This is a genomic window from Vibrio sp. 2132-1 (assembly GCF_033344315.1).
This window is the reverse complement of the sequence record NZ_JAWPON010000799.1, coordinates 1-531: the sequence shown is the minus strand read 5'-3', so window position 1 is coordinate 531 and position 531 is coordinate 1. Positions and strand designations below refer to the sequence as shown.

Here is a 531-nt window from a genome sequence, read left to right as displayed (position 1 = left end):
TCAGCGTGTTGGTACTGATTGAAACCTTGAGTCTGTGATGATCTTCTGCAAAGGCAGAAATAGCTTCAAGCATTTCTGCCGATGTATGGTTTGACTCAAGTGGGAAGCGACTGATATTCAGTTGCGCCAGATGCTCTTGCGTCGGATTGATACGGCCCCAGGACACATAGCGCTCAGCTGTCGGGTGAGCCTCTGCAGAGGCGATGATGTCCAATACCTGATGTAAAGAGGGGAGAGATGCGTGATCAACATAAACTTCCAGTGATGGAGACACCACGGACACTTTTGCATCGGTTGAGTACTGATCACCATGCTTACTGGTTCCGTTAAACTGGAAGCAATACTCTTCATCGTTGTCCAGTTTTGGAGCGGTAAGTGTCAGATTGACGGTTTGGCTTGTGTCAGAAGGAATAATGGATATCGAACCACATGTTTGAGTCCAGCTGAAACTTTCTAAATCGGGATTGCTGTCGTTTTGAATCGGATTAAGGGTAAATTCTTGATTGTCTATGACATCGAATTTGACGCTGT

Annotated in this window: 1 protein-coding gene; it reads right to left on the bottom strand. The window is 46.0% G+C overall.

Annotated elements, in window-relative coordinates; translation table 11 throughout:
- On the bottom strand, positions 1-531 hold a 531-nt coding region (locus R8N47_RS28065), incomplete at both ends, for a PKD domain-containing protein (RefSeq protein WP_318186467.1).